This window comes from Micromonospora sp. DT44, assembly GCF_049841635.1.
Lineage (GTDB): Bacteria > Actinomycetota > Actinomycetes > Mycobacteriales > Micromonosporaceae > Micromonospora.
On the sequence record NZ_JBNCKS010000002.1, the window covers coordinates 53,852 to 77,606 of the forward strand.

The 23,755-nt window shown below is 71.7% G+C and carries 22 protein-coding genes and 2 pseudogenes; 11 read left to right on the plus strand and 13 right to left on the minus strand.

Annotated features, from left to right (window positions below):
• Positions 1 to 6: 6 nt before the first annotated feature.
• The 4 genes from ACLQ25_RS01535 to guaB all read right to left on the minus strand — a co-directional run bounded on the left by ACLQ25_RS01535 (position 7) and on the right by guaB (position 5,861).
• Complete coding sequence (locus ACLQ25_RS01535) at positions 7 to 1,467, minus strand: M1 family metallopeptidase (protein WP_425728392.1); 1,461 nt, start codon at positions 1,465 to 1,467, stop codon at positions 7 to 9.
• A gap of 107 nt (positions 1,468 to 1,574) precedes the next feature.
• The gene (locus ACLQ25_RS01540) at positions 1,575 to 2,996 is read right to left on the minus strand and encodes a M1 family metallopeptidase (RefSeq protein WP_425728394.1); all 1,422 of its coding nucleotides are present in this window, start codon (positions 2,994 to 2,996) and stop codon (positions 1,575 to 1,577) included.
• 151 nt (positions 2,997 to 3,147) lie between these two features.
• Positions 3,148 to 4,266, minus strand: coding sequence for a GuaB3 family IMP dehydrogenase-related protein (locus tag ACLQ25_RS01545; RefSeq protein ID WP_357126307.1), 1,119 nt, complete (start codon positions 4,264 to 4,266; stop codon positions 3,148 to 3,150).
• Between the two features lie 32 nt (positions 4,267 to 4,298).
• On the minus strand, positions 4,299 to 5,861 hold the full coding sequence (gene guaB / locus ACLQ25_RS01550; protein WP_425728397.1) for an IMP dehydrogenase: 1,563 nt from the start codon (positions 5,859 to 5,861) through the stop codon (positions 4,299 to 4,301).
• Positions 5,862 to 6,047: 186 nt separating this feature from the next.
• Between guaB and ACLQ25_RS01555 the strand changes: the two genes are divergently transcribed.
• A complete protein-coding gene (locus ACLQ25_RS01555) occupies positions 6,048 to 6,461 on the plus strand; it encodes a DUF5319 domain-containing protein (protein WP_425728399.1) in 414 nt (137 codons plus the stop codon).
• A 140-nt stretch (positions 6,462 to 6,601) separates the two neighbouring features.
• Here ACLQ25_RS01555 and ACLQ25_RS01560 read toward each other — a convergent pair.
• Positions 6,602 to 6,799, minus strand: a pseudogene (locus ACLQ25_RS01560) (response regulator transcription factor); the annotation flags it as partial.
• Between the two features lie 80 nt (positions 6,800 to 6,879).
• Positions 6,880 to 7,420 (minus strand): annotated as a pseudogene (locus ACLQ25_RS01565) (helix-turn-helix transcriptional regulator); the annotation flags it as partial.
• Between the two features lie 256 nt (positions 7,421 to 7,676).
• On the opposite strand from ACLQ25_RS01565, the gene ACLQ25_RS01570 reads away from it, so the two are divergent.
• Positions 7,677 to 8,060, plus strand: a complete 384-nt coding sequence (locus ACLQ25_RS01570) for a WhiB family transcriptional regulator (RefSeq protein WP_355050692.1) — start codon at positions 7,677 to 7,679, stop codon at positions 8,058 to 8,060.
• A gap of 234 nt (positions 8,061 to 8,294) precedes the next feature.
• On the opposite strand, the gene ACLQ25_RS01575 is transcribed toward ACLQ25_RS01570, so the two are convergent.
• From ACLQ25_RS01575 to groES, 3 genes are all read right to left on the minus strand, one after another.
• A complete protein-coding gene (locus ACLQ25_RS01575; RefSeq protein WP_425728401.1) occupies positions 8,295 to 9,980 on the minus strand; it encodes a molybdopterin-dependent oxidoreductase in 1,686 nt (561 codons plus the stop codon).
• A 126-nt stretch (positions 9,981 to 10,106) separates the two neighbouring features.
• Positions 10,107 to 11,750 carry a chaperonin GroEL gene (gene groL, locus ACLQ25_RS01580; RefSeq protein ID WP_425728403.1) on the minus strand — a complete coding sequence of 548 codons (1,644 nt, stop codon included), beginning with the start codon at positions 11,748 to 11,750 and terminating at the stop codon, positions 10,107 to 10,109.
• Between the two features lie 70 nt (positions 11,751 to 11,820).
• Complete coding sequence (groES, locus tag ACLQ25_RS01585) at positions 11,821 to 12,135, minus strand: co-chaperone GroES (RefSeq protein WP_030330046.1); 315 nt, start codon at positions 12,133 to 12,135, stop codon at positions 11,821 to 11,823.
• 258 nt (positions 12,136 to 12,393) lie between these two features.
• Here groES and ACLQ25_RS01590 point away from each other — a divergent pair, with 258 nt between their 5' ends.
• From ACLQ25_RS01590 to ACLQ25_RS01625, 8 genes are all read left to right on the plus strand, one after another.
• Complete coding sequence (locus tag ACLQ25_RS01590; RefSeq protein ID WP_425728405.1) at positions 12,394 to 13,575, plus strand: THUMP-like domain-containing protein; 1,182 nt, start codon at positions 12,394 to 12,396, stop codon at positions 13,573 to 13,575.
• A 9-nt stretch (positions 13,576 to 13,584) separates the two neighbouring features.
• The gene (gene ybaK / locus ACLQ25_RS01595; RefSeq protein WP_425728407.1) at positions 13,585 to 14,064 is read left to right on the plus strand and encodes a Cys-tRNA(Pro) deacylase; all 480 of its coding nucleotides are present in this window, start codon (positions 13,585 to 13,587) and stop codon (positions 14,062 to 14,064) included.
• 178 nt (positions 14,065 to 14,242) lie between these two features.
• Positions 14,243 to 15,331, plus strand: a complete 1,089-nt coding sequence (locus ACLQ25_RS01600) for a substrate-binding domain-containing protein (protein WP_425728409.1) — start codon at positions 14,243 to 14,245, stop codon at positions 15,329 to 15,331.
• Between the two features lie 113 nt (positions 15,332 to 15,444).
• Positions 15,445 to 16,263 carry an ATP-binding cassette domain-containing protein gene (locus ACLQ25_RS01605; RefSeq protein ID WP_425728411.1) on the plus strand — a complete coding sequence of 273 codons (819 nt, stop codon included), beginning with the start codon at positions 15,445 to 15,447 and terminating at the stop codon, positions 16,261 to 16,263.
• Positions 16,260 to 17,522 (plus strand): sugar ABC transporter permease, encoded by a 1,263-nt coding sequence (locus ACLQ25_RS01610; RefSeq protein WP_425728413.1) that lies wholly within the window; start codon positions 16,260 to 16,262, stop codon positions 17,520 to 17,522. The genes ACLQ25_RS01605 and ACLQ25_RS01610 overlap by 4 nt, the downstream gene beginning before the upstream one ends.
• A gap of 22 nt (positions 17,523 to 17,544) precedes the next feature.
• Positions 17,545 to 18,726 carry an ROK family protein gene (locus ACLQ25_RS01615; protein ID WP_425728415.1) on the plus strand — a complete coding sequence of 394 codons (1,182 nt, stop codon included), beginning with the start codon at positions 17,545 to 17,547 and terminating at the stop codon, positions 18,724 to 18,726.
• A 19-nt stretch (positions 18,727 to 18,745) separates the two neighbouring features.
• Positions 18,746 to 19,360 (plus strand): DUF1707 SHOCT-like domain-containing protein, encoded by a 615-nt coding sequence (locus ACLQ25_RS01620; protein WP_425728417.1) that lies wholly within the window; start codon positions 18,746 to 18,748, stop codon positions 19,358 to 19,360.
• Positions 19,264 to 19,947, plus strand: a complete 684-nt coding sequence (locus ACLQ25_RS01625; protein WP_425728419.1) for a DUF4142 domain-containing protein — start codon at positions 19,264 to 19,266, stop codon at positions 19,945 to 19,947. The genes ACLQ25_RS01620 and ACLQ25_RS01625 overlap by 97 nt, the downstream gene beginning before the upstream one ends.
• 23 nt (positions 19,948 to 19,970) lie before the next feature.
• Here ACLQ25_RS01625 and ACLQ25_RS01630 read toward each other — a convergent pair whose 3' ends face one another.
• From ACLQ25_RS01630 to tsaB, 4 genes are read right to left on the minus strand one after another with little or no spacing between them, the layout of a single operon-like run.
• Positions 19,971 to 20,225: a hypothetical protein gene (locus ACLQ25_RS01630; protein WP_053660576.1), complete on the minus strand. Its 255-nt coding sequence runs from the start codon at positions 20,223 to 20,225 to the stop codon at positions 19,971 to 19,973.
• 14 nt (positions 20,226 to 20,239) lie between these two features.
• Positions 20,240 to 21,286 carry a tRNA (adenosine(37)-N6)-threonylcarbamoyltransferase complex transferase subunit TsaD gene (gene tsaD, locus ACLQ25_RS01635; protein WP_425728421.1) on the minus strand — a complete coding sequence of 349 codons (1,047 nt, stop codon included), beginning with the start codon at positions 21,284 to 21,286 and terminating at the stop codon, positions 20,240 to 20,242.
• A complete protein-coding gene (gene rimI, locus ACLQ25_RS01640) occupies positions 21,279 to 21,761 on the minus strand; it encodes a ribosomal protein S18-alanine N-acetyltransferase (RefSeq protein ID WP_357126357.1) in 483 nt (160 codons plus the stop codon). Before rimI ends, tsaD begins: the two co-directional genes overlap by 8 nt.
• Complete coding sequence (gene tsaB, locus ACLQ25_RS01645; RefSeq protein WP_425728423.1) at positions 21,758 to 22,435, minus strand: tRNA (adenosine(37)-N6)-threonylcarbamoyltransferase complex dimerization subunit type 1 TsaB; 678 nt, start codon at positions 22,433 to 22,435, stop codon at positions 21,758 to 21,760. Before tsaB ends, rimI begins: the two co-directional genes overlap by 4 nt.
• A 590-nt stretch (positions 22,436 to 23,025) precedes the next feature.
• Here tsaB and ACLQ25_RS01650 point away from each other — a divergent pair.
• Positions 23,026 to 23,730: a helix-turn-helix domain-containing protein gene (locus tag ACLQ25_RS01650; RefSeq protein ID WP_425728425.1), complete on the plus strand. Its 705-nt coding sequence runs from the start codon at positions 23,026 to 23,028 to the stop codon at positions 23,728 to 23,730.
• The last annotated feature ends 25 nt before the right edge of the window (positions 23,731 to 23,755 follow it).

Genomic DNA, 23,755 nt, shown 5'->3' on the forward strand with positions numbered 1-23,755 from the left:
GTGGGGTCAGAGCTTCTTGGGCTGGGCGGGCTTCTTGGCGCCGTACAACCACGCGTCGAAGAGCGCGTCGAGCTGCTTGCCGGAGATCCGCTCGGCGAGGGCCACGAACTCGGCGGTGGTGGCGACACCGTTGCGCTTCTCCGCCGCCCAGGTCTTGACGATCTCGAAGAACGCCTTGTCACCGACGGCCACCCGCAGCGCGTGCAGGGTCATTCCGCCGCGCTGGTAGACCGACTCGCTGAACAGGTTCTTCACGCCCGGCTTGCCCGGCGGGGTCTTCCACACCGTGGCGGGCACCCGCTGGTACCGGATGTCGAAGGCCTGCTTGGCGGTGTACTCCTTGGTGTGCTCCGCCCACAGCCACTCCGCGTACGTCGCGAAGCCCTCGTTGAGCCAGATGTCCTCCCACTTGGCCAGCGCCACGCTGTCGCCGAACCACTGGTGGGCCAGCTCGTGGGCGACCACCTCGGTGTTCTCGCCCCGCCGGAAGAAGCCGGCCGAGTAGACCGGGCGGCTCTGCGTCTCCAGCGCGTACCCGATCCGGCTGTCCGAGACCACCACACCGCCGTACGCGTCGAACGGGTACGGCCCGAAGACGGTCTCCAGGTAGTCGGCCACCTTGACGGTCTTCGCGATCGACGCGTCGGAGGCGCCCTTGGCCACCTTGGTGGTGACCGCGCTGTACACCGGCTTGCCCTTGTGCTGGCCCGTGGTGATCCGGAACTTACCGATCACCACGTTGCTCAGGTAGCTGGCCATCGGCGACTTCTCCGACCACTTCCAGGTGGTCCAGCCGCCCGTGGTGGTGCTACCGCCCGGCACGCCGTTGCTGACCGCGGTGATGCCCTTCGGGACGGTGATCTCGAACTCGTACGCCGCCTTGTCCGACGGGTGGTCGTTGACCGGGAACCAGGTGCTCGCCGACTCGGGCTGGCCCAGGGCGATGGCGCCGTCGGTGGTGTGCAGGAAACCGCCCTCGCCGAGCAGTTCGTTCTTCAGCGGCTTCGGCACACCCTCGTACGCGATCTCCACCACGAATCCGTTGCCCGTGATGAGGCCGACCGCCGGCGTGATGACCAGTTCGTTCTTGTTCCGGGTGTGGGTGGCCGGCGCGGCGTCCACGGTGACCGTCTTGACGGTCAGGCCCGCCAGGTCGAGGTTGAAGGTCGACAGGTCCGCGGTCGCCGTGGCCTGCACGGTGGTCGTACCCGTCAACAGGTCCTTCGCCGGGTCGTAGCGCACCTTGACGGTGTACTTCCCGACGTCGTACCCGCCGTTGCCGTAGCTGGGGAAGTACGCGTCGCCGACTCCGTCCGCACCGGGGGTGAAGGTCCGCGACGGCGTCGGGGACGCGCTCGGCGACGGCGGTGCCGCCTCCGGAGTAGACGAGTCGCAACCGGACAACACGAGCGCCCCGGTCACCAGCAGACCGACCCCCGCCCGCAGCCTGTGCCGCGTACCCCGCATCACGAACCTCCCCGCACACCCGGTGCGGGAGGGCGGCGCCACCCCGCGCGACCGGCGCTCCTGCCCGATCGCAGGCGGCAGCCTATCGATAGATGATCACGAGGTCGTCACGGCAGGGTCGGTGCCGCGCCGCCCACCAGCCAGGCGTCGAAGAGCGGCCGGAGCGGCCGGTCGGCCACCCGCTCGGCCAGCGCCACGAAGTCCGAGGTGGTGGCGGTGCCGGACGCCCGCTCCGACGTCCAGGTGCGCAGGATGCGGAAGAAGGTGTCGTCACCGACCGTCCGGCGCAGCGCGTGCACGGCGAGCGCGCCGCGCTTGTAGACGGCGGTGCCGAACATCCGCTCCCGGCCCGGCTCGACCGACGGCTCGGACCAGTCGGTCGACGCGTACTGCAGCTCGAAGTTGCGCTGCGCGGTCCGGCCGCCGTCGTGCTCCTCCCACAGCCACTCGGCGTAACTGGCGAAGCCCTCGTTGAGCCAGATGTCGCTCCACCTGCTCAGGGACACGCTGTCGCCGAACCACTGGTGGGCCAGCTCGTGCGCCACCACCCCGGGGTTCGGGCGGTCTCCGGTGAAGAAGGCAGGCCCGTAGACCGGCCGGGACTGCGTCTCCAACGCGTACCCGATCCGCTCGTCGGCGACCACGATCCCGCCGTACGAGTCGAAGGGGTACGGACCGAAGCGGCTCGCCAGGAGGTCGACGATCTCCCCGGTGCGGGCCACCGAGCCGGCCGCGCCACCGTTCGCCGGCAGGCTCGCCGCGACCGCGGTGACCATCGGCCTTCCGGCGTGGGTGCCGGTGACCACCCGGTAGTTCCCGATCACGAGGGTGCTCAGGTAGCTGGCCATCGGGGTGCGCTCCGACCAGCGCCAGGTCGTCCACCCGTCGGCGCTGCTCCGGGGGCCGGGCACCCCGTTGCTCAACGCGGACAGTCCGTCCGGGACGGTCACCGCGATGTCGTAGCTGGCCTTGTCCGACGGGTGGTCGTTGACCGGGAACCAGGTGGCCGCCGATTCGGGCTGGCCGAGAGCGACGGCCCCGTCGTCGGTGTGCAGGAAACCGCCGCTGCCCAGCACGCCGTCGTCGAGGGGGGTGGGCACGCCCGCGTAGTCGACGGTCACCGTGAACGCCCGACCGCGCGCGAGCCCGGCGCGTGGGGTCACCACCAGCTCGCCGTCGTCGCGTCGGTGCTGGGCGCGCTTGCCCGCGACGGTGACCCGGTCGACGTTCAGGCCGACCAGGTCCAGGTTGAACCGGGACAGCTCCTGGGTGGCGGTCGCCGTGATGGTGGCCCGACCGGTGAGCCGGTCCGTCCCCGGGTCGTAGCGGACGTCCAGCCCATAGTGCGTGACGTCGTAGCCCCCGTTGCCCCGGCCCGGCACGTACGGGTCACCGGCGTCCGCCGCACCGGGCCGGAAGCCGTCGTCGTCGCCCGTGCAGCCGGCCGTGGTCAGCACGACGGCGCAGCTCAGAGCCGTGAGAGTGGCGACCAGCCGACGGCGCGGCGGCGTCAGTCCGCGCAGGACCATGCACCACTCCTTCCGCGCCACCCGGGGTCAGGACCGAGCGTAGCCACCGACACCCCGGCGGATGCCCGAATCGACGGCGAGGGCGTCGACGGTGACGGCGAAGGGCCGACCCCGCACGGTGGCGGAGCCGGCCCTTCGGCGACGCGAGCGATCAGCGGTCGAGGACCAGGCCGACCTTCTGGAACTCCTTGAGGTCGCGGTAGCCGCACTTGGCCATGGCCCGACGCAGCCCACCGAACAGGTTGAGCTGGCCGTCCGCCTCGTCCGCCGGCCCGAAGAGCAACTGCTCCATCGAGCCGATCGGGTCACCGGACACCTCGAAGGCGCCCCGGGGCAGCGACGGGTGGCTCGCCGCCGAGTGCCACCAGGCGCCACCGGCGGGGGCCTCGTCGCAGAGCGACAGCGGCTCACCGAGCATCACCGCGTCCGCGCCGCAGCCGAGCGCCTTGGCGATGTCACCGGAGGTCTGGATGTCACCATCGGCGATCAGGTGCACGTACCGGCCACCGGTCTCGTCCAGGTAGTCACGGCGGGCCGCCGCGGCGTCCGCGATGGCGGTGGCCATCGGCACCCGGATGCCCAGCACCGACTCGGTCGTCGACCACTCGTCGCCGCCGATACCCACGATCACGCCGGCCGCGCCGGTCCGCATCAGGTGCAGCGCCGTCTTGTAGTCCGTGCAGCCACCGACGATCACCGGCAGGTCGAGGTCGGCGATGAACTCCTTGAGGTTCAGCGGCTCGTCGGTCGTCGACACGTGCTCGGCCGAGACGATGGTGCCCTGGATGACCAGGATGTCCACCCCGGCGTCCAGGATCACCGGCGCCAGCGCGAGGGTGTGCTGCGGGGAAACCCGCACCGCCACCGTGCCGCCGCCGGCACGCAGCTCGCGCACCCGCTCGGCGATCAGGTCGGGACGGATCGGCTCCGCGTAGACCTCCTGGAGTCGCTTGGTGGCACGGGCGTCCTCATCGAGGCCGGCCAGCTCGTCCAGCACCTTCGTCGGGTTCTCGTAGCGGGTCCACAGACCCTCGACGTTGAGCACACCGAGACCGCCGAGCTGGCCCAACCGGACCGCCGACGACGGACTCATCGTGGCGTCCGAGGGGTGCCCGACACAGGGGATACCGAACGGGTACGCGTCGAGCTGCCACGCGGTCGAGACGTCGTCGACGTCCCGGGTCCGGCGGCTCGGCACGATGGCGATGTCGTCCAGGTGGTAGCCGCGCTGCGCGGTCTTGCCCAGCCCGATCTCGACCACGTCACGCATGGGGGACTCCAGGTGGTTTGGGGGTGGTGGGGTCAGCGGGAGTGGTAGTTGGGCGCCTCGACGGTCATCTGGATGTCGTGCGGGTGGCTCTCCTTGAGCCCGGCCGCGGTGATCCGGATCAGCTGACCACGCCGGTGCAGCTCGGGGATGCTCTCCGCGCCGACGTACCCCATGGCGGCCCGCAGCCCGCCGATGAGCTGGTGGGCGACCGCGGACAGCGGGCCCCGGTAGGGCACCTGGCCCTCGACGCCCTCGGGGACCAGCTTGTCCTCGGCGAGAACGTCCTGCTGGAAGTACCGGTCCTTGGAGTACGACTTGGCCTGCCCCCGGGACTGCATCGCGCCGAGCGAGCCCATCCCGCGGTACGCCTTGTACTGCTTGCCGTTGATGAAGATCAGCTCGCCGGGGCTCTCCTCGCAGCCGGCCAGCAGGCTGCCGAGCATCACGGTGTCCGCGCCGGCGACCAGGGCCTTGGCGATGTCGCCCGAGTACTGGATGCCACCGTCACCGATCACCGGCACGCCGGCCGGGCGGGCGGCACGGGCCGCCTCCATGATCGCGGTGATCTGCGGGACGCCCACACCGGCGACGATCCGGGTGGTGCAGATCGCGCCCGGGCCCACACCCACCTTGATGCCGTCGGCGCCGGCCTCGACCAGCGCCCTCGCGCCGGCGTACGTGGCCACGTTGCCGCCCACGATCTCGATCGTCACGTCCTTCTTGAGCCGGCGGACCATGTCCAGCACGGCCCGCTGGTGCCCGTGCGCCGTGTCCACGATCAGCACGTCGACACCGGCGTCGACCAGCGTGCGCGCCCGCTTGTACGCGTCCTCGCCCACACCCACGGCGGCGGCCACCCGCAGCCGGCCGGCGTCGTCCTTGGTGGCGTTCGGGTACTGCTCGCTCTTGGTGAAGTCCTTCACCGTGATCAGCCCGCGCAGCCGGCCGGAGTCGTCCACGATCGGCAGCTTCTCGACCTTGTGCTCGCGCAGCAGCGCGAGCGCGTCGTCCTTGCTCACCCCGACCGGGGCGGTGACCAGCGGAGTCCGGGTCATGATCTCGCGGACCGGGGTGTCCGGCTCGGTGACGAAGCGCATGTCGCGGTTGGTGACGATGCCGACCAACTGGCCGTTGCCGTCCACCACCGGAACGCCGGAGATGCGGTACCGCCCGCACAGCTCGTCGACCTCGCGCAGCGTGTCGTCCGGGCTGGCGGTCACCGGGTTGGTGATCATGCCGGACTCGGAGCGCTTCACCAGGTCGACCTGGAGCGCCTGGCCCTCCAGGGACAGGTTGCGGTGCAGCACGCCGATGCCACCCTGGCGGGCCATGGCGATCGCCATCCGCGCCTCGGTGACCGTGTCCATGGCGCTGGACAGCAGCGGGACGGTCAGTTCGACGTTGCGGGTGAGCTTCGTCCGGGTGTTGACCCGGCTGGGCACCACGTCCGACTCGCCCGGCTGGAGCAGCACGTCGTCGAAGGTGAGCCCGAGCGGAACGACCCGGGCCGAGCCGGCGGGCAGCTCGGGCAGGTGGCCGCCCAGGTCGGCGTGCTCGACGCCGGCCGGAAGATCGGTGCTGGGCGAATTTTCCACGATTGCTCCCCTGAGCTGCTCGGATGGGCTTCAGCGAGGTGGCGCGGGCGGGCACCGGAACACGCCACGGTGCCGGCACGTCGTCTCATCGTACCCAGTGACCTGGGCGACCTGGATCGGCGGCGGTTGTCTGGGCGCGGTGCCTGGGGGCGGACGTTCCCGCCGCGTTGGGTCTACGGTGAGGGGGTGCACGACGAGCCCATCGACCCGTTCAACGGCGACCCGGCCGACCCGACCGCGGGGCTGGACGATCCGGGCGACGACACGACGCCGGATCCGCTGACCGACGTCGAGCGGCAGGATGTGCTGGAGGACCTCGCCGACCTGGAGATCTACCAGGCCCTGCTGGCGCCCATCGGGGTGCGCGGGCTGGTCATCGAATGCGAGGACTGCCGGGAACCGCACTACTTCGACTGGGACCTGCTCCGCGGCAACCTGCGGCACCTGCTGAACTCGGGGCGGCCCCGGGTGCACGAGCCGGCGTACGACCCGGATCCGGACCACTACGTGACCTGGGACTACGCGCGTGGATACGCCGACGGGGTGCACGACACCCTGACCGAGGGCACCGAGGACGAACCGGGCGCCACCACCGACTGAGGTTCCGCCGGCCCTGGGCCGCTCCCGGACCGTTCAAGATCGTGCTGGAACAAGGAAGTAGTGGCCCCGCTGCGTCGGGAGGCCACTACTTTCCGGTTCGAGCACGATCAGGTTGGGTCGCGGCGCGGTGCGGTGCGGCGTCAGGAGACCAGGCCGGCCCGGAAGCCGGCGGCGACCGCGTGGGCGCGGTCCCGGGCGCCGAGCTTGCGGAACAGCCGTCGCGCGTGTGTCTTGACGGTGTCCTCCGAGACGAACAACTCCCGGCCGATCTCCGCGTTGCTCTTACCCTCGGCCATGCCCAGCAGCACCTGGAGTTCCCGTTCGGTGAGCCCGATCGACGACCGGCCGCCACGAACGCCCGCGCCGGGCCGGATGGCGTCGGACTGCCCGGCGGCGGTCCCGTCGGTCCCCGACTCGACCTCGTCGTCGCCCCGCTGCACGGGTACCGAGGCGACGCCCGCCGGCCCGTCGCCGGTCGCGGCGGTCCAGCCGGGCTCCGCGGCGCCGCGTACCGACGGAGTGGAGCGGGCCGAGCCACCGACCGCCGCCGCATCCCGCGCCGGGTCGGTGACCCGCTGCCGGGAGGCCCGGCCGGGCGCGGTCAGCAGGAGCAGGGCCTTCGCCACCGCGCTGGTGAGGTCGTGGTCGGCGTTCTGGATCAACCCACGGGCGCCGGCGCTGATGGTGGCGGCCGCGGCCTCGGATTCCTCGGCGCCGAGCAGCACGACGGCGGCCTGCGGCGCGCGGGCCAGCACCCGGCGGACGAAGCCCGCGCTGTCCGGCCGGGTGAGGGCCGTGTCGGCCAGAACCACGTCGGCCGGTCGTTCGGCCAGTCGCAGCATCACCTCGGGATCGGAGACGGCGGTACGAACGATCGCGGACAAACCCAGCCGCGCGGCAGCAGAAGTGAGGTGCTGAGCCGCGAGCGGTGTCCGGACGCACACAAGAACGGTACGCACTGTGATGGTCTCCTCTCCGCACACGAGCAGACCATGACGGCGTCGGCTGGGGAGGAGGTTCCCGGCAATCATCTGAACTTTTCCGACAGATGGGGCAAAAGCCGCAAGTTGCCAGGCGTTCTGGATCACAGAAGTGTGAGCCGGCAACGACCCGGGTACCGGGGGGTCCAGGCCGGGAACGGTGCGCCTGCGCGGCCCGCCGCCCGGAAGCCGGCCACAAGCATTCTCGCGGTGCCGCGCGGGAGGAGGGGTGCTGATGTCGAACGTACGTAGACTGCCCGGACCCATCGTCGACCTCTGGGACTGGCAGCGGCTCGGTGCCTGCCGAGGCCGGGACAGCGCGCAGTTCTTCCACCCGGACGGGGAGCGCGGATCCTCGCGGCTGCGGCGGGAGTCCCAGGCCAAGTCGGTCTGCCGCGCCTGCCCGGTCCGCGCCGAGTGCGCCGCACACGCGCTGTCGGTCCGCGAGCCGTACGGCGTGTGGGGCGGCTTCAGCGAGTCGGAGCGGCTGCGCCTGCTCGCCGTCGGCTGGGAGGACCTGGCGGACCGCCGGCAGATCCGGGTCGACGTGGCCCGCCTGGAGGCCCGCCTGGGTCGCCCGCACAAGTCGACGGTCCCCGCCCAGCGCAACGTCGCCTGACCCGACAGCACCCCGACACCGCGACACCGCGAACCGCGCCCCCGCCCAGCGGGAGCGCGGTTCCCGCGTACCCAACCCCAACCCCAACCCCAACACCGGCCCCGGCCCCGGCCCCGGCCCCGGCCCCGGCCCCGGTGATCATGAAGTTATTGCCCGCGACACGCCGTCGGCGTGGCAATAACTTCATGATCACGGGGTTGAAGGGGTGGAGGCCCGGGGGTGGTGGGTGGGCGGTTAGTGGACGTTTACCGGGACCGTGTGCCAGCCGGTGGCGCCGTCGGGGGCGACGCTCTGGGTGCGCTCGGTCTGGGTCTCGCCGGTCGTGTCCGTTGCCCGGACCTGGAGACGGTGTTCGCCCGGCGTGGCGTCCCAGCGCCAGGACCACTGGACCCAGGTGTCCACCGACACCGTCGGGGCCAGCGCCGCCTCCTGCCAGGGGCCGTCGTCGACGCGTACCTCGACCCGGCTGATGCCCCGGTGCTGCGCCCAGGCCACACCGGCCACCGTCACCGGGCCGGCGGTCAGCCGGTTGCGCCGTCGTGGCGCGTCGATCCGCGACTGGGTCTTGATCGGCCCCTGGGCGGACCAGCCACGCGGCACCCAGTACGCGTCGAAGTCCGCGAAGCGTGTCAGCTCCAGCTCGGTCACCCACTTGCAGGCCGACACGTAGCCGTAGAGGCCGGGCACCACCATCCGCACCGGGAAGCCGTGCTGGACCGGTAGCGGCTCGCCGTTCATGCCGATCGCCAGCAGCGCGTCCCGCCCGTCGCGCAGGGCGGCGGTGGGGGTGCCGCAGGTCCAGCCGTCGACCGACCGGCCGACGACCTGATCGGCGTCCTCGTCCGGCTGCGCCTCGTCCAGCAGTTCCCGCAGCGGTACGCCGAGCCAGCGCGCGTTGCCGATCAGGTCCCCGCCGACCTCGTTGGATACGCAGGCCAGCGTGACGTACCGCTCGACCAGCGGCCGGGCCAGCAGGTCCGCGTAGGTGTAGGTGCGTTCGGTACCCACCCGGCCGTGAATACGCAGCCGCCAGGTGTCCGGGTTCACCTGGGGCACCACCAGGGCGGTGTCGATCCGGTAGAACCCGGAGTTCGGGGTGACGTACGGCGCGAGCTGAGCCAGGGACAGGTCGGCTCCTGCCGGCACGGCCGGTGCGGGGACGGCCGGGGCGGGCAGCCGGATCGCGTCCCGGGCGGCCGAGACGCCCCGCCGTCCGGCCAGCCAACGCCCGCCGAGACCGGCCACGGCCGCCGTACCGAGCAGCACTCCGGTGCCGGTGAGGAACCGTCGGCGCGACTCCGGGTCGACACCCTCGACCGGCGCGGCCGGCGTCACCGGCAGCGGCGGTCCAGCCGGCGACACCGGCGAGTCGACAACACCGGTCGACGGACCACCAGGCCCAGCCGACAAGCCACCGAGCCCGGCCGACGAGCCACCAGACCCAGCCGGGGACAGCGGCGCGGGTGAGGCCCACGGCCAGGGGTCCAGCTCGAACGGGCCGGCGATGAACAGCCAGAGCACCAGTGCGCCGAGCCCGCCGCCGACCAGCGATGGCAGCGCGTCGAAGACGTCCGCGCCGGGGCGGGTCAGCGCGGCGGCCACACCGACGGCGCCGAACGCCGCGATACCGGCCAGGCCCAGGGCCAGCCGCCGGATCGCCAGCATTCCGAACAGGGCCGCGAACCCACCCAGCAGCAGGGCCGTTCCGGTCAGCAGGGCGATCTTGTCGGCGGTGCCGAAGACGTCGATGGCGAACTGCTTGAGCGGCTCGGGAACGGCGTCGACGACCACCCCGCCGACCGCGACCAGTGGCGCCGACCGGGGGCCGGTCAGCACCGCCACCGGCTCCGCGATGCCGATCGCGACGGCGGCGGCGGTGACTCCGGCCAGCGCGGCGTACCGCCGTGACGTCGTGCTCATCGGCCCAGTGTGCGCGATCATCTCGGCCGATCGCCAACGACGTCATCGCTTGGTAATGGGTCGCGCGGACGAAACCGGGGCACACCGCCGTACGGCGGTGTGCCCCGGAACGGGTGTCGCTACGGGTCAGAAGCCCGGACCGTGCTGGTGGCCGTGGCCGTGGCCGTGCCCACCACCGGCGGCGGCCGGCTCGGACTGCTCCGGCTTCTCCACCACGAGGCTCTCCGTGGTGAGCAGCAGGCCGGCGATCGACGCGGCGTTGGTGACGGCGTTACGGGTCACCTTCACCGGGTCGATGATGCCGGCCTTGACCAGGTCGCCGTACTCGCCGGTGGCGGCGTCGAGGCCGTTGCCCCACTGCATGCCGGCGACCTTCTGGGTCACGACGTAGCCGTCGTGACCGGCGTTCTGCGCGATCCAGCGCAGCGGCTCGACCAGCGCCTTGCGCACGATCGAGACGCCGACCTTCTCCTCGCCGGTGAAGCCCAGGTCGTCGTCGAGCACGGGGAGGATCTGCACCAGGGCGGCGCCGCCGCCGGGCACGGTGCCCTCCTCGACCGCGGCCTTGGTCGCCGCGATGGCGTCCTCGATGCGGTGCTTGCGCTCCTTCATCTCGACCTCGGTCGCCGCACCCACCTTGATCACGGCGATGCCACCGGAGAGCTTCGCCAGCCGCTCGGCCAGCTTCTCCCGGTCCCAGTCGGAGTCGGAGGCCTCGATCTCCTTGCGGATCTGGGCCACCCGGTCGTCGACCTCGGTCTTCTGGCCGCCGCCGTCGACGATCGTGGTGTTCTCCTTGTCGACCACGACGCGCCGGGCGGTGCCGAGCACCTCCAGGCCGACCTGGTCGAGCTTGTAGCCCAGCTCCGGAGCGACCAGCTCGGCGCCCGTGGAGATCGCGATGTCCTGGAGCATGGCCTTGCGCCGGTCGCCGAAGCCCGGGGCCTTGACCGCGCAGACCTTGAGGGTCTTACGCAGCGAGTTGACCACCAGGGTGGAGAGCGCCTGGCCGTCCACGTCCTCGGCGATGATCAGCAGGGGCTTGCTGTTCTGCAGGACCTTCTCCAGCAGCGGCAGCAGCTCCTCGATCGCCGAGATCTTCTGGGTGGTGACCAGGATGTACGCGTCCTCGAGGACGGACTCCTGACCCTCCAGGTCGGTGACGAAGTTCGGCGAGATGAAGCCCTTGTCGAACTGGAGACCCTCGGTCACGTCCAGTTCGGTGGTGAGCATCGAGCCCTCCTCGACGGTGATGACACCGTCGCGGCCGACCCGCTCCATCGCCTCGGCGATCAGCTCGCCGATGGTGGCGTCCTGCGCGGAGATCGTCGCCACGTTCGCGATCGACTCCTTGCCGGAGACCTCGACGGCCCTGCCGAGCAGCGCCTCGGAGACCTTGGCGGCCGCCGCGTCGATGCCCCGCTTGAGGCCGGCCGGGTTGGTTCCGGCGGTCACGTTGCGCAGGCCCTCACGGACCATCGCCTGCGCCAGCACGGTCGCGGTGGTGGTCCCGTCGCCGGCGACGTCGTTGGTCTTGGTCGCCACCTCCTTGACCAGCTGCGCGCCGAGGTTCTCGTAGGGGTTGGTGAGCTCGATCTCCTTCGCGATGGTCACGCCATCGTTGGTGATCGTCGGCGCACCGAACTTCTTGTCCAGGACGACGTTGCGCCCGCGCGGGCCGAGGGTGACCTTGACCGCGTCAGCGAGGGCGTTGACACCGTGCTCCAGCAGGTGTCGGGCGTCGTCCGAGAAGCTGAGGATCTTCGCCATGAATGTCCCTTCGAAGCGCCGCTGCCCCGGCCCGGCGAGCCGGACCGGGGCAGCGACACTGATCGGTTGCTTACTTCTCGATGACCGCGAGGACGTCGCGGGCGGAGAGCACCAGGTACTCCTCGCCGGCGTACTTGACCTCGGTGCCGCCGTACTTCGAGTAGAGGACGGTGTCGCCGACCTGCACGTCAACCGGAACCCGGTTGCCGTTGTCGTCGACGCGCCCCGGACCGACAGCGAGGACGGTGCCCTCCTGCGGCTTCTCCTTGGCGGTGTCGGGGATCACGATGCCCGACGCCGTGGTGGTCTCAGCCTCGTTCGCCTGGACCACGATGCGGTCCTCGAGCGGCTTGATCGCAACCTTGGTCGCGGTAGTCACGGGCATACCCTCCTGGGGTACTGGTTTCGTTGCCGGCCAGCGGGGCTGACCAGCGTCAATCTGCCTCATGCCACCGGGCGGGGCCGTCGTCGCGGGTGCCGGTCCGCCTGGCGTGCGCACCCGGGTCGCGAGACCCGGAAGCTGGCACCCTCAGGGTGAGAGTGCTAATCGCAGGTTATTCCGTGGCTAGCACTCCGTCAAGGAGAGTGCCAGCGCGTCGCGCCCCGCCAGCGGTATTTTCCCCTCGGTCGGGACAATGGGCAGGTGGATCTCGATCAGTTGGCGGCACTGCGTACCCCCGAGGGGTCGGCCGCCCTCACGGCGGCGGCCGAGCTGGCCGGCGGCGATCCACTGACCGCGGCGTCGGCGCTCCGCGCGACCGGGGTGCCCCCCACGCTGGCGGCGGCGGCCCTCACCCAGGCCGAACTGCGCCACCGGGCGGTGGGCAAGTTCGGCCCCGCCGCCGCCGGGATGTTCCTCACCCGCCCCGGCCTGGAACAGGCCACCCGCCGGGTGGTCGCCGACCGGCGGGCCGCCCGGCTGCACGCGGCCGGCGTGCGCACTCTCGCCGATCTCGGGTGCGGCCTCGGCGCGGACGCGCTGGCCGCCGCCCGTGCCGGCATCCGGGTGTACGGGGTGGAGGCCGACCCGGTGACCGCGGCGATGGCCGCCGCCAACGCCGCCGCGGCCGGGCTGGCCGACCTGTTCACGGTCGAGTGCGGCGACGCGACCGCGTTCGACGTGTCGCGGGTGGACGGCGTCTTCTGCGACCCGGCCCGACGGGCCACCGGCACCGGACGACGGATCTTCGACCCACGTGCCTACTCGCCGCCCTGGGACTTCGTCACCGGCCTGGCCGACCGGGTGCCGCGCACGGTGGTGAAGGTGGCGCCGGGCCTGGATCACGCGCTCATCCCGGCCGGCGCGGAGGCGGAGTGGGTCGGCGTGAACGGCGACCTGGTCGAGGCGGCGCTCTGGTGCGGCGAGCTGGCCGAGGTGCCCCGCCGCGCCAGCGTGTACCGGAGGGAGATCCACCAGCTCACCGGCTCGGGCGACACGGAGGCGCCGGTCGGACCCCCGCGCCGCTACCTGTACGACCCGGACCCGGCGGTGGTCCGCGCGCACCTCGTCGCCGAACTGGCCGCCGAGCTGGACGCCACCCTGGCCGACCCGAGCATCGCGTACCTCTACGCCGACCAGCCGACCCGCACCCCGTACGCGCGCTGCCTGGAGATCACCGACGTGCTGCCGTTCTCGCTCAAGCGCCTGCGGGCATTGCTGCGCGAGCGTCGGGTGGGCCGCGTGGAGATTCTCAAGCGGGGTTCGGCGCTGACACCGGAGCAGTTGCGGCGGGACCTGCGCCTGGCCGGCGACCAGGCGGCGAGCCTGGTGCTGACCCGGGTCGCCGGAGCGCCGACCGTGCTGATCGGCCGGCCTGTCGTTTAGGTTCGGTGCGTGGCGGGACAGGGCACTCCGGCAACGGCACTGCTGGCCAAGCGCGGGATCGCGCACCGCACCCACCCGTACCGGGTGGCACCCGACGCCCCGAACTACGGCGCCCTGGTCGCGGCCGCGCTCGGCGTGGCCCCGGAGCGGGTGTTCAAGTCGCTGGTGACCGAAGTGGACGGCGCTCTCACGGTGGCGGTCGTACCGGTGACCGGCGAGCTGGACCTCAAGGCGCTCGCGGCGGCGGTCGGCGGCAAGCGGGCGGCGCTCGCCGAGCGGACGGTCGCCGAGCGGGCCACCGGCTACGTGCGGGGCGGGATCAGCCCACTCGGGCAGCGTCGACGGCTGCCCACAGTGCTGGACGAGTCCGCACTGGACCTGCCGACGATCTATGTCTCCGCTGGTCGGCGCGGGCTGCAACTGGAGCTGGCAGCGGCGGATCTGGTGGCGCTCACCGAGGCCCGTACGGCGCCGTTGCAGGCCCGCTGACGCCCTCGTTACGTCTACTCCCCCATGGGATACCCGGGGAGTAACAGTCGCGTTGCTGAATTGTTATCGCTTCCAACAAACTAGGCACCTGCGCGGTCTTGTGGGACCAGTGTGACGCGAAATACGTTGCCGGACACAACAAAACAACACCTCACCCACCTCCGAAAGGACCCTGCACATGCGTAAGGGGATCCTCACCATCGCCGCCGTGGGCCTGCTCGCGACCGGCGGCTTGACCGCCTGCGGCGACGACTCCGGCACCGGCTCGACCGACTCCAAAAAGACTCCCAAGATCGGCGTGATCCTTCCGGACAGCAAGTCCTCCCCCCGCTGGGAGACGGCGGACCGTCGCTTCCTGGAGGAGGCGTTCAAGGCCGCCGGCGTCAAGTACGACATCCAGAACGCCCAGAACGACAAGGCCGCCTTCCAGACCATCGCCGACCAGATGATCACCGGCGGCGTCACCGCCCTCATGATCGTCAACCTGGACTCCGGCACCGGCAAGGCCGTGCTCGACAAGGCCAAGTCGCAGGGCGTCGCCACCATCGACTACGACCGGCTCACCCTCGGCGGCTCGGCCCAGTACTACGTGAGCTTCGACAACGAGGTCGTCGGCAAGCTCCAGGGCGAGGGTCTGTCGAAGTGCCTGACTGACAAGGGCGCCAAGAACCCCGTCGTGGCGTACCTGAACGGCTCCCCCACCGACAACAACGCCACCCTGTTCAAGGCTGGCTACGACTCGGTGCTCAAGCCGAAGTTCGACTCCAAGGAGTACACCAAGGGCCCGGACGACGCCGTGCCCGGCTGGGACGGCCCCACCGCCGCGACCATCTTCGAGCAGCAGCTCACCGCGACCAAGGGCAAGATCGACGGCGTGCTGGCCGCCAACGACACTCTCGGCAACGCCGCCATCTCGATCCTGAAGAAGAACAAGATCAACGGCAAGGTGCCGGTGACCGGGCAGGACGCCAGCGTGGAGGGCCTGCAGAACATCCTCGCCGGTGACCAGTGCATGACCGTCTACAAGGCCGTCCGGGAAGAGGCCAAGGCCGCGTCCGACCTGGCCATCGCGGTGGCCAAGGGCGAGAAGAAGGAAACCGGCCAGTCGGTGAAGGACGGTGACCGCGACGTCCCCTCGGTGCTGCTCACCCCGAAGGCCATCTACAAGGACAACGTCAAGGACGTCATCGCCGACGGCTACGCGACCAAGGAGCAGGTCTGCACCGCGGCGTACGCCAAGTTCTGCGCCGAAGCCGGCATCAGCTGACCGACGCCGCAGTACCCGCCGGAACGACCACCGCCGCCCGGCACGGGAGCACCCTCCCGTGCCGGGCGGCGCCCGCCGGACGGGCCCCGACCCTCCCTTGAGAAGGAGACCCCGTGTCCGCGACTCCCCTGCTGGAACTCCGCGGGATCGACAAGAGCTTCGGTCCCGTCCAGGTGCTCCGCGACGTCGCCCTGAGCGTCCACCCGGGCGAAGTGACCGCACTTGTCGGCGACAACGGCGCCGGCAAGTCGACCCTGGTGAAGTGCATCAGCGGCATCTACCCCACCGACGCCGGTGAGGTCCTGTTCAACGGCGAACAGGTGCACATCGGCAGTCCCCGCGACGCCGCGACGCTCGGCATCGAGGTCGTCTATCAGGACCTCGCGCTCTGCGACAACCTGGACATCGTGCAGAACATGTTCCTGGGCCGGGAGAAGCACAGCGGCATCGTCCTGGACGAGCCGACAATGGAACAGCTCGCCGCCGAGACCCTGGCGGGGCTCTCCATCCGCACCGTCACCTCGCTTCGCCAGCACGTCTCCAGCCTCTCCGGCGGTCAGCGCCAGACCGTGGCCATCGCCAAGGCCGTGCTCTGGAACAGCAAGCTCGTCATCCTGGACGAGCCGACCGCCGCCCTGGGCGTGGCACAGACCGCCCAGGTTCTCGAACTCGTCCGCCGCCTCGCCGACAACGGCCTGGCCGTGGTGCTCATCTCGCACAACATGAACGACGTCTTCGCCGTCTCCGACCGGATCGCCGCGCTGTACCTCGGCCAGATGGTCGCCCAGGTGAAGACCACCGACATCACCCACGCCCAGTTGGTTGAGCTGATCACCGCCGGGCGCTCGGGCGGGCTCGGTCTCGCCACCGACCCGGGCAGCAACGGCGACGGCCCGCAGTCGGCCGACTCGATCTCAGGAGGCGTCCGATGACCACCACCGCCGTGCGGAAGGACGGCCCCGCGGCCGTCACACCGCCGCCGACCGTCGGGAGCCACGTCCGCAACTACGTGAGCCGGGTACGCGGTGGCGACGTCGGCGCGCTACCGGCCGTGCTCGGCCTGATCGTGCTCTGCACCGTCTTCGCGATCATGCGGCCGTCGTCGTTCCTGTCGGCAGGCAACTTCGCGAACCTCTTCACCCAGGGCGCGGCGGTCACGCTGATCGCGATGGGCCTGGTCTTCGTGCTGCTGCTCGGCGAGATCGACCTCTCCGCCGGCTTCGCCAGCGGCGTCTGCGCGGCGGTACTGGCCAACGTGGTCACCGTGCTCGGCTACCCCTGGTGGGTCGCCGTCCTCGCCGCGGTCGCCACCGGCGTGGTCATCGGCACCACGCTCGGGATGCTGGTCGCGAAGATCGGCATTCCGTCCTTCGTGGTCACTCTCGCCGGCTTCCTCGCCTTCCAGGGCGTCGTGTTGCTGCTCGTGCAGGAGGGCACCAACATCTCCGTCCGCGACGAGGTGCTGGTCGCCATCGCCAACCGCAACCTCGCCCCCGCGCTGGGCTGGGCGCTGACCGCCGTCGCCGTCGTCGGCTACGCGGCGGTGCAACTGCTACGCCACCGCAACCGGGCGGCCCGTGGTCTGATCACCGACCCGATCGCGGTGGTGGCGCTGCGGATCGGCGGGCTCGCCGTCATCCTCGGTACCGCCGTGTACGTGCTCAACCTGGAGCGCAGCCGCAACGTCCTGATCGTCTCGCTCAAGGGTGTGCCGATCGTGGTGCCGATCATCGCGGTGCTGCTTGTCATCTGGACCTTCGTACTCCAACGCACCAGCTACGGCCGGCACATCTACGCCGTGGGCGGCAACCGGGAAGCGGCCCGCCGGGCCGGCATCGGAGTCGACCGGATCCGGATCTCCGTCTTCGTGATCTGCTCGTCCATGGCCGCCGTCGGTGGCATCGTGGCCGCCAGCCGGGCCAACTCGGTCGACCCGAACACGGGGGGCAGTAACGTACTGCTATACGCGGTCGGCGCGGCGGTGATCGGCGGCACCAGCCTCTTCGGCGGCAAGGGCCGGGTCTTCGATGCCGTGCTGGGAGGCGCGGTGGTCGCGGTCATCGAAAACGGAATGGGCCTGATGGGGTACAGCGCGGGAGTCAAGTACGTGGTGACCGGCGTCGTGCTGCTGCTCGCCGCCAGCGTCGACGCCCTCTCCCGCCGCCGCGCGGCAGCCACCGGCACCCGCTGACCGCGCGGGAGGTAGCACGAGCATGCGCCCGGCACCCAGCCAGGAGGAGGTCCGGCGGCAGAACCTCGGGGCCCTGCTGCGGCACGTGCACGTCCACGGCGCGACCACCCGCGCTGAACTCACCACCACCCTGGGGTTGAACCGGAGCACCATCGGCGCGCTCACCGCCGACCTGGCCGGCGTCGGACTGGTAAGCGAGGGAACACCGAAGGAGACCGGCCGGGCCGGACGGCCGTCACTTGTCGTCCGGCCCGAATCGACCCGGGTGTACGCGTACGCGTACTCCGTCGAGGTGGACCGGCTACGCGCCGCCCGCGTCGGCCTGGGCGGCGCGGTGCTCGACCGCCGCGAACTGGACCGACCTCGCGGTCTGGTCGCCGCGGAGGCCGCGCCGCTGCTGGCCGGCGCGGTCAAGGAGATGCAGCAGACGGTGCCCGGCGACGCGATCTGCGTCGGCACCGGCGTCGCCGTCTGCGGCATGGTCCGTCGGGAGGACGGCCTGGTCCGGCTCGGCCCCACCACCGGCTGGGTGGACGAGCCGATCGGCGCGGCCCTCGTCGCCGAGATGGGCCTCGACGTACCGGTCACGGTCGGCAACGTGGCGGACGTGGCGGCGTTCGCCGAGCACATCAGGGGCGTCGCGGCCGACTGTGACAACGTCATCTATCTGTACGGCGACGTCGGTGTCGGCGCCGGGATCATCGCGGGCGGGCGTCGGCTCACCGGACACGGCGGGTACGGCGGCGAGGTCGGCCACATGAAGGTGGTCCGCGACGGCAGGCCCTGCGAGTGTGGCGCCCGCGGCTGCTGGGAGACCGAGATCGGCGAGCACGGCCTGCTACGCGCGGCCGGACGCTCCGACGCGCGGGGACGCGACGCCCTGCTGGCCGTCTTCGACGCCGCCGACCGGGGGGACGCCCGCGCCCAGACGGCGGTACGCCAGGCGGGTGACTGGCTCGGCTTCGGGGTCGCCAACCTGGTCAACGTCTTCAACCCCGAGATGGTCATCTTCGGTGGCACCATGCGCGACCTCTACCTCGCGGCGGCGGCCCAGATCCGCAGCCGGCTCAACTCGAACGCACTCGGCGCGTGCCTGGAACACGTCCGGCTGCGTACGCCGACGCTGGGCGAGGACGCACCCCTGATCGGGGCCGCCGAGCTGGCCTTCGAACGACTGCTCGCCGACCCCCTCGACGTGGGCTGATCCGCGTACGCTGTCCGGCGTGGACGTCGAGCTGCGCGCCTCCGACGACGACCGTCACCGGGTGGTCGCCGAGCTGCACCGGCACACCACGGTGGGCCGACTCACGCTGGACGAGTTCTCCGAACGGGTCGGCGCGGTGTGGACCTCCCGCACCCTCGGCGACCTCGCCGCGCTGACCCGGGACCTGCCGGCCCTGCCCGATCCCGCAGCCGCAGCGACGAGCGACGGCGGGATCGGGCACGGGCGCCGGGAGCTGCTGGTGCTCTTCGCCGTCGCCGCGCTCACCCTGCTGCTGCTCGGTGGCTTCCTGGCCGTCACCCGCCGATCCGCGTCGCACGCCGACGGACTCCGCATTTCGACGGCACGAGCGGATGAACTGATCGGACGATCAGTCCGTACCAGTGGGCGGACGGGCGGTCGGCAGGGTGCGACTGCCCGGTCCAGACGCGTTTCGGTCCGGACCGAGGAGGCACCACAGAGATGGCACCGCTCAGAACCGCCCGTCGTCGGCCGGGAACCCGGATGCACCGCGCGGCGATGTTGCTCATCGCGATCATCGCGGGGGTCGGTGTCCTGCCGGGCGTGGCCATCGCCGCCCCCGCTGGTGGGCAGCAGCTCAACGCCGCCGACATGACACTGCTCAACGGTGTGCGCCTGGCCGGGCTGTGGGAGATGCCCGCCGGTCAGATGGCCGCCGAGAAGGGACAGTCGCCGAAGGTACGCGAGATCGGCGCGAACATCGCCGGCGAGCACCAGAAGCTCGACCAGCTCGTCGTGGACGCCGCCAACAAGCTCGGCGCGTCCATCCCCACCGAGCCGACGGCCGAACAGAAGGGCTGGCTGTCGGAGATGCAGAACGCCTCCGGCGCCCGGTTCGACCAGATCTTCGTGACCCGCCTCCGCGTGGCCCACGGCAAGATCTTCCCGGTGATCGGCGCGGTACGGGCCAGCACCCGCGACGCCACCGTCCGCAAGCTCTGCGAGGACGCCAACGCCTTCGTGCAGCACCACATGCAGATGCTGGAGTCCACCGGACTGGTCCGGTGGCCCGAACTGCCGCCGGCCGCGCTGCCCGCGCCCGGCAAGGACGGCCTGCTCGCCGCCGCCGGCGCGAACGCCGGCCCACAGGTCGGGGTGAGCAGCACCGTCGTCTGGTTGGTCTTCCTCGCCGCGCTCGGTACCGGCGGGATCGCCACCTACCGGATGCTGCGCCGTAGCTGACCGACGGTCGAGGTGGCCCGGAGTCAGCGGTCGACCTGGGTGAAGTCCCAGGAGTGCGGGGCGCGGGCCACCAGCAGGGCGGGCGGATCGGGCAGCGGACGCGGGTTGCTGCGCCACTTGGAGATGACCACGACACGGTGGTCGGTGGACGAGAAGACCTCGCTGGACACGTGCAGCGGGTCGTGTTCCAGCTCGGGCAGGGCGGTGTCGCACACCCAGGTGATCAGGTCGGCGACGCCGTACGCCTCGGCGCGCGCCTCCCACATCCGCACGATCATCTCCGGCGTCCCCGTCACACGCTGACCGTGGTCAGCGGCAGCGCCGAGTCGGCCGGCAGATCCAGCCGGCTCGGCGCGACCCCGGCGGCGACCAGGTGCGATCCGAGCGCCGCCACCATCGCCCCGTTGTCGGTGCACAGCTTCGGCCTCGGCACCCGGACCCGGATGCCGTGCTTCTCGGCGCGCTCCTCGGCCAACGCCCGCAGTCGGGAGTTCGCCGCCACTCCCCCGCCGATCACCAACGTGTCGATGCCCTGCGCACGGCAGGCGGCGATCGCCTTGTTGGTCAGCACGTCACAGACCGCTTCCTGAAAGGACGCGGCCACGTCGGCGACCGGCACCGGCTCACCGGCGCGTTGCCGTGCCTCCACCCAGCGGGCCACGGCCGTCTTCAGACCGGAGAACGAGAAGTCGTACCGGTGGGCCGCCAGGTCCTTCGCGGCGGTCAGGCCACGCGGGAAGGCGATGGAGGCGGCGTCACCCGACCGGGCCTCGCGGTCGATGGGCGGACCGCCCGGGAACGGCAACCCGAGCAGCCGGGCCACCTTGTCGAACGCCTCACCGGCCGCGTCGTCGATGGTGGCGCCGAGCGGGGTGACGCCCCGGGCCAGGTCGTCGACCAGCAACAGGGACGAGTGCCCGCCGGAGACCAGCAGGGCGATGGCCGGTTCGGGCAGTGGGCCGTGTTCCAGGGTGTCCACCGCCACGTGCGCGGCGAGGTGGTTGACGCCGTACACCGGCTTCTCGGCGGCGAGGGCGTACCCCTTGGCGGCGGCGACGCCGACGAGCAGCGCGCCGGCCAGACCCGGTCCGGAGGTGACCGCGATGGCGTCGATGTCGGCGAGGGTGACGCCGGCGTCGGTGAGCGCCCGCTGCATGGTCGGCACGATGGCTTCGAGGTGGGCCCGGCTGGCCACCTCCGGCACCACGCCCCCGAAACGGGCGTGCTCCTCGACGCTGGACGCGAGCGCGTCAGCCAGCAGGGTGTGCCCGCGTACGATGCCGACGCCGGTCTCGTCGCACGAGGTCTCGATGCCCAGGATCAGCGGTTCGTCAGCCATGGTCGTGTGGTCCGTCCCCGGTCGGCTCGGCGTCGCGCCGCATGACCAGCGCGTCGGTGTTGCTCGGTTGGTAGTAGCCGCGACGCACCCCGATCGGCTCGAACCCGTACGTCGCGTAGAGGCGCTGGGCGGGGGCGTTGTCCACGGCCACCTCCAGCAGGGTGCTGCGGGCGCCCCGACGGTTCGCCTCGGCGAGCAGTTCCTCCAACAGGACACGGCCGACGCCACGCCGCTGGACGTCCCGCCGGACCGCGATGACCTGCACCCACACCTCGTCCGGTGGGGCGCCGGCGAGCCCGGCGTAGCCGAGCACCGCCCCGTCGCTGTCGGTCGCGACCCGGTAGTGGTGCCCGTTGGCCAGCTCGTTCCAGAACATGGAGGGCGACCACTGCCCGGCGCCGAACAGGTCCGCCTCGATCGGCATCGCCTCGTCGACGTGCCACCAGCGGAACCGTTCCAGCCGTACCGACGTCACGGGAGGACCGGTTTGCGGCCGGTGGCCGCCACCGCGTCGGGACGGCGCAGGTAGAGCGGAGTGAGTCGCTCGCCGGGCGCGCCGGCCCGGATCCGCTCGGCGGCGAGCAGCGCCAGCACGGTGGCCTCCGGGTAGCGCGGTTCGACCCGGACCGGCAGGTCCAGAGCCTCGGCGTACCGGTGTGCCCCATCGCCGACCGCGACCGTCGCGCCCAGCTCACGGGCGCGGGCGGCGGCCACCTCCGGCGAGGACACCTCGGGCCCGACGACCCGCTGGCCGGCCCCGTCGTAGACCGCCCAGTACAGCTCCTTGCGGCGGGCGTCGCTGGCGGCCAGCACCGGCTCGCCGGCAGCCGCCGGGTGGCCGATGGCGTCCAGGGAACAGACGCCGTACGTCGGAACGCCGAGCACCTGCCCCATCGTGGCGGCGGTGACCAGGCCGACCCGCAGCCCGGTGAACGGCCCGGGGCCGAGCCCGGCGACTATCGCGCCCAGGTCACGCGGGCGCGCGCCGGCGTCGGCGAGGACCCCGTCGACCTGAGGCGCGAGCAGTTCACCGTGCGCGCGGGCATCGACCGTGCACCGGTGCGCCCGGGACGTGACGCCGTCCGCCGAGATCTCCACCAACGCTGCGGTCACCGCGGGGGTCGAGCTGTCCACCACGAGTACGAGCACGGTTAGCCAGCCTAGCGGCCCCGCCACCGCCCGCCCGTGACGCCCCGCCCCTCGGCCACCACCCGGGCCTACCGGTGGACGAGCAGCGCCGCGACTCCGCCCGTCGCCACGCCACCCGACGCCGTGCGTCTTCCCGACCGCCACGCCGTGCCAGGCGACGCGACGCCACGCCACGCAATGCCGTGCGTCTTCGCGACCGCCAGGCCGTGCCAGGCGACGCCACGCCACGCCACGCCACATCGTGCGTCTTCGCGACCGCCACGCCGTGCCAGGCGACGCGACGCCACGCGACGCCACGCCACGCCACGCCACATCGTGCGTCTTCGCGACCGCCACGCCACGCCACCCGTCGCCGCGCGGCGACGGCGACGGCGACGGCGACGGCGACGGCGACGGCGACGGCGACAAGACCCTGATGAGCGTGATGCCTGTGAGTCATCAAGATGACTCACAGGCATCACGCTCATCAGCATCATTGCCGCCGCTCTGCGACGCGGCCCCGACCGTGCTGATCGCGGCCTGCAAGACCGCGAGTCGTGAATCCGCCGCAGAGCTACCGCGAGCGTCTGATGCTGGGCCAGCATGCCGGGATGCCATCGACTCGCCTCGTCACCCTCCTCGGCGCCGTGCTGCGGCAGCAACGCCAGCGACGCGAGCTGAGCCAGCGCCAGCTCGCCGGGCTCGCCGAGGTCAGCCAAGCGGCCGTGGCCCGGATCGAACGCGGCGAACGAGCGCCGAGCGTCCCCGTGTTGGAGCGGTTGTTCACCGCGATGGACGTGCAGTTGGTGGTCGGGGTCGAGCCGCTGGACGCGCACCTCGACGCTCGCATCGACGAACTGGCTGCCCGCCCGATCGGCGAACGCATCGACGAGCTGGGCCTCAACGAGACGCTGGACCGACTGACCGACTTTCCGCAGGTGCTCACCGGCAGCACGGCGGCGCTGTTGCAGGGCGCGCCGGTGCCGGTGGACGCCGTCGAGATCGCCCTCCGCTGGCAGGACTCGAAACGGTTCACCGGCTGGCTGGAGGCAAACTACGGCCAGCGGTGGAACGCCCGGTGGGGCGAGTTCGGCGGGCTGTGGTTGGAGCCGGAGGAGCCGGGCGAACACCGTTGGTCGACCCGGTATGGCGAGATCAGGGCGACCATGTGCGACGAGTTGCCCGAGACGATCGAGGTACGCCACGATGGCCGCGATTATCAGGTGGTGCCGCTGGTCGAGCTGGAGTTGACCGAGCCGCAGGCCGCCGACCTGCTGCGCCGCTACCGGGCCCGGCGCCGCGCCCCGGAAAGCTGACCGGACCCGGACCCGGACCCGGACC